Genomic DNA, 9828 nt, shown 5'->3' with positions numbered 1-9828 from the left:
CCGGCCCCGGGGCCGCGCCCGCCGGCGCCCGCGGGCCGGCCGCGACGGGCCGGCCGGGTGCCGGGAGCGTGCCGGTACCGGTGCCCTCCTCGCCCCAGGAGAGCTGGGCGGACAGCGGCCGGACCGCGGAACCCTCGGGATTCAGCGGGACGTTCCACGGCGAGAAGGTGCTGATCGTCGACGACGACATCCGCAATGTCTTCGCGCTCACCAGCGTGCTGGAACAGCACGGGCTGACGGTGCTCTACGCGGAGAACGGCCGCGAGGGCATCGAGGTGCTGGAGCAGCACGACGACGTGGTGGTGGTCCTGATGGACATCATGATGCCGGAGATGGACGGTTACGCGACCACGGCGGCGATCCGCAAGATGCCGCAGTTCGCCGAGCTGCCCATCATCGCGCTCACCGCGAAGGCCATGAAGGGCGACCGGGAGAAGAGCATCGACGCCGGGGCTTCCGACTATGTCACCAAGCCGGTCGATACTGATCAACTGCTGACGGTGATGAAGCAGTGGATGAGCGCAGAGTGACGATCTCCGGATCACTCCTCCACTGTTCGCTGACCGAGTGTGGTCGACGACGTGTGGGACCGCGGCATTCCGGGAACTTTCACGTCCCGTGCCGCGTTTCCGCTATGTGCACAGTGACATCGCGGTGACAGGGTGTGGTGACAGGCGGGGTGCGGCTACCATGACCGGCACAAGGACGGGCGGCGCAAGGGAGTCGTCCCCTGGGGCGGCGCCCGGTGCACTTCCGGGGCGAGGAGGACGGGCCATGGTGCAGAAGGCCAAGATCCTCCTGGTCGATGACCGGCCGGAAAATCTGCTCGCGCTGGAGGCCATCCTCTCGGCGCTCGATCAGACACTGGTGCGGGCATCGTCAGGGGAGGAGGCGCTCAAGGCGCTGCTGACGGACGACTTCGCGGTGATCCTGCTGGACGTCCAGATGCCGGGCATGGACGGGTTCGAGACCGCCGCGCACATCAAGCGCCGGGAGCGGACGCGGGACATCCCGATCATCTTCCTCACGGCGATCAACCACGGCCCCCACCACACCTTCCGGGGCTACGCCGCCGGTGCGGTGGACTACATCTCCAAGCCGTTCGATCCCTGGGTGCTGCGCGCCAAGGTCTCGGTCTTCGTCGAGCTGTACATGAAGAACTGCCAGCTGCGCGAGCAGGCGGCCCTGCTGCGCCTCCAGATGGAGAACGGCCAGGGCACCGGCCGGCCCGTCGGCGGGGAACCCCCGGAGACCGCGGGGCTGCTCGCCGAGCTCTCGGCGCGGCTCGCCGCCGTCGAGGAGCAGGCGGAAGCGCTGTCCAAACAGCTGGACGAGTCGGCCGACGCGGCGGCGGTCGCCACCGCCGCCCATCTGGAACGCAAACTCAACGGCCTGCGGCGGGCGCTGGACGCCCTGGAACCGGGCACCGGGAGCAGCGTGCCGCCCGTCGCCTCGCAGAGCTGACCAGCCGCCGCACAGAGCCGACAGGGGAGCGCGCTTTTTGAGGGCGCGTCAGCCGCATCGTCGCGCGGTCATGACACGAACGGGCGAACACCCGGGCCCACGTGTCCCGCCCGCCCGGCGACGGTAACCTCGGCACCATGGCCTCACGTACGTCCGGCAAGGGTTCCCAGAGCACGGCGGGCACCACCAAGCAGCGCGCCGGACGCGCCGGGGGAGCCGCCGCCAAGGCACCGGCGAAGAAGAGCGCGGCGAAGCCCGCGCAGAAGCGGCCCGCCGCCCGTCCGGCGCGCAAGGCACCCGCGAAGAAGGCGGCGCCGCCCAGGCCGTCCGTGGCCGGCCGCGCCGGGCGCGGTCTGGCGCACGGCGTCGGCGCGCTCTTCCGCGGTGTGGGCCGCGGAGCCCGCAGCCTCGACCCCGCGCACCGCAAGGACGGCGTCGCGCTGCTCCTCCTCGGACTCGCCCTCGTCGTCGCCGCGGGCACCTGGTCCAGCCTGGAGGGCCCGGTGGGCGAGCTGGTGAGGATGCTCGTCACCGGCGCCTTCGGCCGGCTGGACCTGGTCGTGCCGATACTCCTGGGCATCATGGCGATCCGGCTGTTCCGCCACCCCGAGCGGCCCGAGGCCAACGGACGGATCGTCATCGGGCTGTCCGCGCTGGTCGCCGGCGTGCTCGGACAGGTCCACGTGGCCTGCGGATCGCCCGGCCGCGGCGACGGATCGCAGGCGTTGCAGGACGCCGGCGGCCTCATCGGCTGGGCCGCCTCCAAACCGCTGCTCTTCACGGTCGGCGACGTCCTCGCCGTCCCGCTGCTGGTGCTCCTCACCGTCTTCGGCCTGCTCGTGGTCACGGCCACCCCGGTCAACGCCATCCCGCGACGGCTGCGGCAGCTGGGGATACGGCTCGGGGTGATCGAGCCGCTGCCCGGGGAGTACGGGACCGTCCCGGAGGAGGACGCCTACGACGCCGAGTGGCGCGAGGAGCGGCCCAAGCGCCCCCGGCGCGCTTCCACGAGCCGGGCCGCCTCCGCGGGGCCGGAGGAAACGGAGGAGGCCGCGCCCGACGGACGCCGCCGCGGCAGGCGCGCCCGCCCGGCCGGGAGCCGGGAGCCGGACGCCGTCGACCTGGCAGCCGCCGCCGCCGTCGACCTGGACGGCGCGGTGCTGCACGGCGTCCAGCCCTCCCCGCTCGTCGCGGGGCTCAGCAGCGGCATCCGGCAGGAGGGCGAGCGGACGGTACCGGTGTCCGGCGGGCGCTCCGAGACCGCGGTGACGGTCGAGGTGCCGGACCTCACCAAGCCCATGCCCGAGCCGGCCCCCGACGGTCTGCCCCCGCGGGCCGAGCAGCTCCAGCTCGCCGGCGACATCACGTACGCCCTGCCCTCCCTCGACCTCCTGGAACGCGGCGGCCCGGGGAAGGCGCGCAGCGCGGCCAACGACGCCATAGTGGCCTCCCTGACCACCGTGTTCGCGGAGTTCAAGGTGGACGCGTCCGTCACGGGCTTCACCCGCGGCCCGACGGTCACGCGGTACGAGGTGGAGCTGGGCCCGGCGGTCAAGGTCGAGCGCATCACCGCACTCACCAAGAACATCGCCTACGCCGTCGCCAGCCCGGACGTCCGCATCATCAGTCCCATCCCGGGCAAGTCCGCCGTCGGCATCGAAATCCCCAACACCGACCGCGAGATGGTCAACCTGGGCGATGTGCTGCGGCTGGCGGACGCCGCCGGTGACGACCACCCGATGCTGGTGGCGCTGGGCAAGGACGTCGAGGGCGGCTACGTCATGGCCAATCTGGCGAAGATGCCGCACGTCCTGGTCGCCGGTGCCACCGGTTCCGGAAAGTCGTCCTGCATCAACTGCCTCATCACCTCGCTGATGGTGCGGGCCACCCCGGAGGACGTCCGGATGGTGCTGGTCGACCCCAAGCGCGTCGAACTCACCGCCTACGAGGGCATCCCGCACCTGATCACGCCGATCATCACCAACCCCAAGCGGGCGGCGGAGGCCCTGCAATGGGTCGTGCGCGAGATGGACCTGCGCTACGACGACCTGGCCGCCTACGGCTTCCGGCACATCGACGACTTCAACGCGGCGGTGCGGCAGGGCAAGGTCGAGCCGCCGGCGGGCAGCGGACGCGAGCTGGCGCCGTACCCGTATCTGCTGGTCATCGTGGACGAGCTCGCGGACCTGATGATGGTGGCGCCGCGGGACGTCGAGGACTCGATCGTGCGGATCACCCAGCTCGCCCGGGCCGCGGGCATCCACCTCGTGCTGGCCACCCAGCGGCCGTCGGTCGACGTGGTCACCGGCCTCATCAAGGCCAACGTCCCCTCCCGGCTCGCCTTCGCCACCTCCTCCCTCGCCGACAGCCGCGTCATCCTCGACCAGCCGGGCGCCGAGAAGCTGATCGGCAAGGGTGACGGCCTCTTCCTGCCCATGGGCGCCAACAAGCCCGTCCGCCTCCAGGGCGCCTTCGTCAGCGAGGCCGAGGTCGCCGCCGTGGTGCAGCACTGCAAGGACCAGATGGCACCGGTCTTCCGCGACGACGTCACGGTCGGGACCAGCCGGAAGAAGGAGATCGACGAGGACATCGGTGACGACCTCGATCTCCTGTGCCAGGCCGCCGAGCTGGTCGTTTCCACCCAGTTCGGCTCGACGTCGATGCTGCAGCGGAAACTGCGTGTGGGATTCGCCAAGGCGGGCAGACTCATGGACCTGATGGAGTCGCGCAACATCGTGGGCCCGAGCGAGGGGTCGAAGGCCCGGGACGTGCTCGTCAAGCCGGACGAGCTGGACGGAGTCCTCGCACTGATCCGCGGGGACACCGCCGGCTGACGGACGGCCGAGGGGGCGCGGCCGCCTCCGGCCAACCGTTTCTCCGGGTCCGCGCAGCCGTCCGGCGGAGGGGAGGGGCGATGTGCCGCAGACGGTACGGCAGAGCCTTCTGATGGCCTACAAACTCCGGCTTCCCGCTTGCCGGACTCTTTTGCGTCCCCCCTAGACTGAACTTCCAGCAGGTGGCTGCACGCTCGAAAGGCGCCCACGTGTCCATCGGCAACTCTCCCCCGGAAGACGACCGGCCCTCCGTCGGCCGCGCCCTCCAGCAGGCCCGCATCGAGGCCGGGCTGACCGTCGACCAGATCAGTTCGACCACTCGTGTACGCGTTCCGATCGTGCATGCGATCGAACAGGACGACTTCTCCCGCTGCGGCGGGAGCGTCTACGCCCGAGGACATATCCGCACGCTGGCGCGTGCCGCCGGCATCGATCCCACGCACCTCGTCGAGCAGTACGACGCGGAGCACGGCGGGCGCCCCCGGCCGAGCAGGGCGGCGCCGGTGTTCGAGGCCGAGCGGATCCGGCCCGAGCCGCGGCGGCCCAACTGGACCGCCGCCATGGTCGCGGCGATCGTCGCCGTGGTCGGCTTCGTCGGGTTCACCCTCTTCAACGGCGGAGTGGGGAACCAGGACGACACCGTCGAGGCCGGGCAGGCGTCGGCCAAGCCGTCCAAGGCCCCCGCGAAGGCGCCGCCCAACCGCCCGGCCGACGCCAAGCCGGAGCCGTCCGACAGCGCCATCGCCGGCGCCCCGGCGAACAAGGTGACGGTCAAGCTCACCGCCGAGCGCGACCAGACCTGGCTGTCGGCGAAGGACCACAACGGGAAGCTGCTGGAGGAGGGGGTGCTCCAGCGCGGGGCGTCCAAGACCTTCACCGACAGCCACCGCATCGACCTGGTGCTGGGCAACGCGGGAGCGGTCCAGCTGTTCGTCAACGGCAAGGAGATCAAGAACGTCGGCGACGTCGGCCAGGTCCAGAAGCTGAGCTACACCAAGGGAGACCCGGCGGCCGGCTGACCGGCCGGCCCGCCGGTCTCCGTCCGCAGCGGCCGGGGACCGGTGGGTGACCAGGCTCTCCGCGACCGTCGACCACTCGGCAGCGGAAGCGGCGTCCGGACAAAGTAGGCTGAGCCCTATGCCCGAACGCCGTACCGTCGCTCTTGTCACACTTGGCTGCGCCCGTAACGAGGTGGACTCGGAGGAGCTGGCAGGCCGTCTGGCGGCGGACGGCTGGGACCTCGTCGAGGACGCCGCCGACGCCGACGTGGCCGTCGTGAACACCTGTGGCTTCGTCGAAGCCGCGAAGAAGGACTCCGTCGACGCCCTCCTGGAGGCCAACGACCTCAAGACCGCGTCCTCCGAAGGACGCGGCCGGACCCAGGCCGTGGTGGCCGTCGGCTGCATGGCCGAGCGCTACGGCAAGGAGCTGGCCGAGGCGCTCCCCGAGGCCGACGGCGTGCTCGGCTTCGACGACTACGCCGACATCTCCGACCGGCTGCAGACCATCCTCTCGGGCGGGGTCCACGCCTCGCACACCCCGCGTGACCGGCGCAAGCTGCTGCCGATCAGCCCGGCGGAGCGGCAGGACGCCGCGGTGGCCCTGCCCGGCCACGCGCAGGACACCGCCCCCGCCGACCTGCCGGACGGCGTGGCCCCGGCCTCCGGGCCGCGGGCGCCGCTGCGCCGCAGGCTCGGCAGCAGCCCCGTGGCCTCCGTCAAGCTGGCCTCCGGCTGCGACCGCCGGTGCTCGTTCTGCGCGATCCCCTCCTTCCGCGGCTCCTTCGTCTCCCGCCGCCCCTCGGACGTGCTGGGCGAGGCCCGCTGGCTCGCGGAGCAGGGCGTGAAGGAGATCATGCTGGTCTCCGAGAACAACACCTCGTACGGCAAGGACCTGGGCGACATCCGGCTGCTGGAGACGCTGCTGCCGGAGATCGCGGCCGTGGACGGCCTGGAGCGGGTCCGCGTCAGCTATCTCCAGCCCGCGGAGATGCGTCCGGGCCTGATCGACGTGCTGACCTCGACCGAGAAGGTCGCCCCCTACTTCGACCTGTCCTTCCAGCACTCGGCGCCCGGTGTGCTCCGCGCGATGCGGCGCTTCGGCGACACCGACCGCTTCCTGGAGCTGCTGGACACCATCCGCGGCAAGGCGCCGCAGGCCGGTGCCCGGTCCAACTTCATCGTCGGCTTCCCCGGGGAGACCGAGGAGGACGTCGCCGAACTGGAGCGGTTCCTGACCGCGGCCCGCCTGGACGCCATCGGCGTCTTCGGCTACTCCGACGAGGACGGCACCGAGGCCGCCGGCTACGAGGACAAGGTCGACCCCGACGTCGTCGCCGAGCGCCTGGCGCACATCTCGCGGCTGGCCGAGGAGCTCACCGCGCAGCGCGCCGAGGAGCGGATCGGAGAGACAATCGAAGTACTGGTCGATCGTGTGGACGACGAGGACGGGGTCATCGGCCGGGCCGCCCACCAGGCGCCCGAGACCGACGGCCAGGTCAGGTTGATCACCGACGGCCTGGACAGCCTGCCGGTGCCCGGCCGTATGGTCGAGGCCAAGGTGGTGGCCGGCGAGGGGGTCGACCTCGTCGCCGAGCCCGTCGGAGACGGCAGGTGTACCGAGGAGGCGGGCAGATGAGCGGAGTCCCGGCATCGGCCGCGGGCCGCCCCGCCCCGGCGCCGGGCGTGCGGCCGGTCAGGCTGTGGAACATCGCCAACATCCTGACCATGGGACGCCTGTTCCTCGTGCCCGGCTTCGTGCTGTTGATGCTCCACAACGGTGGGTACGACCCGGCCTGGCGCTCCTTCGCCTGGGCCGCGTTCGCCATCGCCATGATCACCGATCTGTTCGACGGGCATCTGGCGCGGACGTACAACCTGGTCACCGACTTCGGCAAGATCGCCGACCCGATCGCCGACAAGGCGATCATGGGCGCGGCCCTGATCTGTCTCTCGGCCCTGGACGACCTGCCCTGGTGGGTCACGGGCGTGATCCTGGCCCGTGAGATCGGCATCACGCTGATGCGGTTCTGGGTGATCAGGCACGGGGTGATCCCGGCCAGCCGCGGCGGCAAGATGAAGACCCTCGCCCAGGGGGTGGCGGTGGGGATGTACATCCTCGCCCTGGTGGGACCGCTGGCCACGGCCCGCTTCTGGGTGATGGCCGTGGCCGTGGTCTTGACGGTCCTCACCGGTCTGGACTATGTGCGGCAGGCGATCGTGCTGCGCAGGAACGCCCGGGCCGCGGGGTCCGGGCGGTGAGCGCCGGGATCCGGCGGGACGCGGAGGAGGCGCTGGCCGCGCTGGTGGCCCGGGGCCGGACGCTGGCCGTCGCCGAGTCCCTGACCGGCGGCCTGGTCGCCGCCGCGCTGACCGCGGTCCCGGGCGCGTCCCGGGCCGTCCGCGGCGCGGTCACCGCGTACGCCACCGACGTCAAGCGTGACGTGCTGGGCGTCGACGCCCGGCTGCTGGCCGAGCGGGGAGCGGTGGACCCGGAGGTCGCCCGGCAGATGGCCGGGGGCGTCCGCGCGCTGCTGGCGGCGGACTGGGGTCTCGCCACCACCGGGGTCGCGGGACCCGACCCCCAGGACGGCAAGCCCGTGGGCACGGTCTTCGTCGCCGCGGCCGGCCCGGACGGGACGTGCGCGGTGCGGGAGCTCGCGCTCGACGGCGGCAGGGAGCCGATCCGGACAGAAACGGTCCGGGCGGTCCTCGCCCTGCTGCTGGACGAATTGACGGGGAACGCGGGGGCAAAGGATACGGAACACAAGGGGGGGAATGGATGTTTGCAGCCCTGAGTGAACACGACATAGCTCCCCGCACGGCCGCACCCCGAGGCGGTACGGTGGGGCGTGAAGGATCCGGATTCGCGGTCCAAGGAGGGAGCCACCGATGATTCTGCTCCGTCGCCTGCTCGGTGACGTGCTGCGTCGGCAGCGCCAACGCCAGGGCCGCACTCTGCGCGAGGTCTCCTCATCCGCCCGGGTCTCGCTCGGTTACCTCTCCGAGGTCGAGCGGGGGCAGAAAGAGGCGTCCTCCGAGCTTCTCTCCGCAATCTGCGACGCTCTGGACGTCAGGATGTCCGAGGTCATGCGTGAGGTGAGCGACGAGCTGTCGCTCGCCGAGCTGGCGCAGTCGGCGGCGGCGAGCGAGCCGGTACCCGCGCCGATGCGGCCGATGTTCAACCCCGTGTCCGTGACGTCCGTGACCGGGGTTCCGGGCGAGCGCGTGACCATCAAGGCGCCCGCGGAAGCCGTCGACGTCGTCGCGGCCTGACGCACTCCGTCTTCTCCCGGTCCCCGCGGGTCTTCGCAGACCCGTGGGGACCGCTGCGTGCTCGGCCGCTGTCCGCTGTTCTCCGCTTGCCATGCGCTGCCCGGACCTGCTTCTTTCTCCTTCAGCCCGTTTCGAGTCGCTGTGCGATGGTAGGTGCAACGGAGGAAAGCGAAACCGACGCCGAGGGTGAAGGAGATGCCCATGTCTGTCGTGAAGAGCCCCCTGTCCGAGCAGGACCGCAAGATCGTCGGGGACGCCCTGCAGGGTGCCCTGGTGGACCTCGTGGACCTCTCGCTCGTGGCCAAGCAGGTCCACTGGACGATCGTGGGCCCGCGCTTCCGCTCGGTCCACCTCCAGCTCGACGAGGTGGTCGCCACCGCCCGCCAGCACGCCGACACCGTCGCCGAACGCGCCTCCGCGCTGGGCATCGCCCCGGACGGCCGGGCCGAGACGGTCGCCAGGACCAGCGGCATCGACACGGTCGGCGGCGGCTGGAACAAGGACGTGGACGCGGTGCGACTGCTGGTGGAGGCGCTCGGCTCCGTCATCACCCGGATGCGGGAGCGCGTCCGCGCCACCGATGAGCCGGACCCGGTCACCCAGGACCTTCTCATCGGGCTCACGGGCGAGCTGGAGAAGCACCATTGGATGTTCCAGGCGGAGAACGCCTGAGCGGGTCGGCCGAGGGCTCGACTCCCCTCCGACCTGCGCGCGGGCTCCTTCAAGGCCTTGCGGCAGACCGCGATCGCTTCACTCGTCCGGTTGCGGGGCCCGGGGTTCCCGCCGCTTGCGCTACAGGCCCGCGCGCCTGCCGCACACGGGCCACACACCGGGCCCCTGGCTCCGGAGCACCTTCTCAGCGATGCGGATCTGCTGGGACTTGGAATTGCGGTGCGGCATGCCGGTGCCGCCGTAGCCCCGCCACACGCTGAGCGTGAACTGCAGACCACCGTAATGGCCGTTGCCCGAGTTCATGGACCAGTTGCCGCCCGTCTCGCACTGGGCGACCCTTTGCCAGGTGGCGGAGCTCGCGGCCGAGGCGGAACTCGCGGTCGCGACGCCGGTGAGCGACAACGCGGTGACCGCGCCGGCGACCACCGCAAGGCGTACACGGTGCTTGACGCGGCTCCGGCCGCGGTACCGAGGCGTGCTTCCCGCCATGGGTTCTCCGGCCGGGGGTTCGTGAGTCAACATGCAAGATCCTTACGGTAGTTGCGTGCATGACTGTGCCTGGGCGGGCTGGTACGCGCTGTTCG

10 protein-coding genes are annotated in these 9828 nt (G+C 71.5%); 9 read left to right on the top strand and 1 reads right to left on the bottom strand.

All coding sequences use genetic code 11. The features are described 5' to 3' along the window. The 9 genes from HN013_RS03435 to HN013_RS03395 all read left to right on the top strand — a co-directional run. Window positions 1-530: response regulator (locus HN013_RS03435; protein WP_249374680.1), on the top strand; the 530-nt coding region annotated here is incomplete at its 5' end. A gap of 244 nt (window positions 531-774) precedes the next feature. Beyond that, window positions 775-1464, top strand: a complete 690-nt coding sequence (locus tag HN013_RS03430; RefSeq protein WP_171162755.1) for a two-component system response regulator — start codon at window positions 775-777, stop codon at window positions 1462-1464. Window positions 1465-1601: 137 nt separating this feature from the next. Further along, entirely contained in the window at window positions 1602-4298 is a 2697-nt protein-coding gene (locus tag HN013_RS03425; RefSeq protein WP_171162753.1) for a DNA translocase FtsK, read from the top strand. A gap of 209 nt (window positions 4299-4507) precedes the next feature. Then, the gene (locus HN013_RS03420; protein ID WP_171162752.1) at window positions 4508-5317 is read left to right on the top strand and encodes a helix-turn-helix domain-containing protein; all 810 of its coding nucleotides are present in this window, start codon (window positions 4508-4510) and stop codon (window positions 5315-5317) included. 118 nt (window positions 5318-5435) lie between these two features. After that, a complete protein-coding gene (rimO, locus tag HN013_RS03415) occupies window positions 5436-6935 on the top strand; it encodes a 30S ribosomal protein S12 methylthiotransferase RimO (RefSeq protein WP_171162751.1) in 1500 nt (499 codons plus the stop codon). Beyond that, complete coding sequence (gene pgsA, locus HN013_RS03410) at window positions 6932-7558, top strand: CDP-diacylglycerol--glycerol-3-phosphate 3-phosphatidyltransferase (protein ID WP_171162750.1); 627 nt, start codon at window positions 6932-6934, stop codon at window positions 7556-7558. The genes rimO and pgsA overlap by 4 nt, the downstream gene beginning before the upstream one ends. After that, window positions 7555-8094: a CinA family protein gene (locus tag HN013_RS03405; protein WP_171162749.1), complete on the top strand. Its 540-nt coding sequence runs from the start codon at window positions 7555-7557 to the stop codon at window positions 8092-8094. Before pgsA ends, HN013_RS03405 begins: the two co-directional genes overlap by 4 nt. 94 nt (window positions 8095-8188) lie before the next feature. After that, window positions 8189-8572 carry a helix-turn-helix domain-containing protein gene (locus HN013_RS03400; RefSeq protein WP_004955592.1) on the top strand — a complete coding sequence of 128 codons (384 nt, stop codon included), beginning with the start codon at window positions 8189-8191 and terminating at the stop codon, window positions 8570-8572. Window positions 8573-8773: 201 nt separating this feature from the next. Then, entirely contained in the window at window positions 8774-9244 is a 471-nt protein-coding gene (locus HN013_RS03395; protein ID WP_171162748.1) for a Dps family protein, read from the top strand. Window positions 9245-9364: 120 nt separating this feature from the next. Here HN013_RS03395 and HN013_RS33565 read toward each other — a convergent pair whose 3' ends face one another. Further along, a complete protein-coding gene (locus HN013_RS33565; protein ID WP_283247505.1) occupies window positions 9365-9766 on the bottom strand; it encodes a transglycosylase family protein in 402 nt (133 codons plus the stop codon). Between the last annotated feature and the right edge of the window lie 62 nt (window positions 9767-9828).

The sequence above is a fragment of the Streptomyces sp. I05A-00742 genome (genome assembly GCF_013055795.1).
Classification (GTDB): Bacteria; Actinomycetota; Actinomycetes; order Streptomycetales; family Streptomycetaceae; genus Streptomyces.
Note: the sequence above shows the minus strand (reverse complement) of the source record. Positions and strands in the feature narration are given on the sequence as shown.

Bases quoted from the DNA above. Each gene is read 5' to 3' on its own strand.
- HN013_RS03400 (WP_004955592.1), top strand. From the start codon at position 8,189: ATGATTCTGCTCCGTCGCCTGCTCGGTGACGTGCTGCGTCGGCAGCGC.
- HN013_RS03430 (WP_171162755.1), top strand. From the start codon at position 775: ATGGTGCAGAAGGCCAAGATCCTCCTGGTCGATGACCGGCCGGAAAAT.
- HN013_RS03425 (WP_171162753.1), top strand. From the start codon at position 1,602: ATGGCCTCACGTACGTCCGGCAAGGGTTCCCAGAGCACGGCGGGCACC.
- HN013_RS03395 (WP_171162748.1), top strand. From the start codon at position 8,774: ATGTCTGTCGTGAAGAGCCCCCTGTCCGAGCAGGACCGCAAGATCGTC.
- rimO (WP_171162751.1), top strand. From the start codon at position 5,436: ATGCCCGAACGCCGTACCGTCGCTCTTGTCACACTTGGCTGCGCCCGT.
- HN013_RS33565 (WP_283247505.1), bottom strand. From the start codon at position 9,766: ATGTTGACTCACGAACCCCCGGCCGGAGAACCCATGGCGGGAAGCACG.
- pgsA (WP_171162750.1), top strand. From the start codon at position 6,932: ATGAGCGGAGTCCCGGCATCGGCCGCGGGCCGCCCCGCCCCGGCGCCG.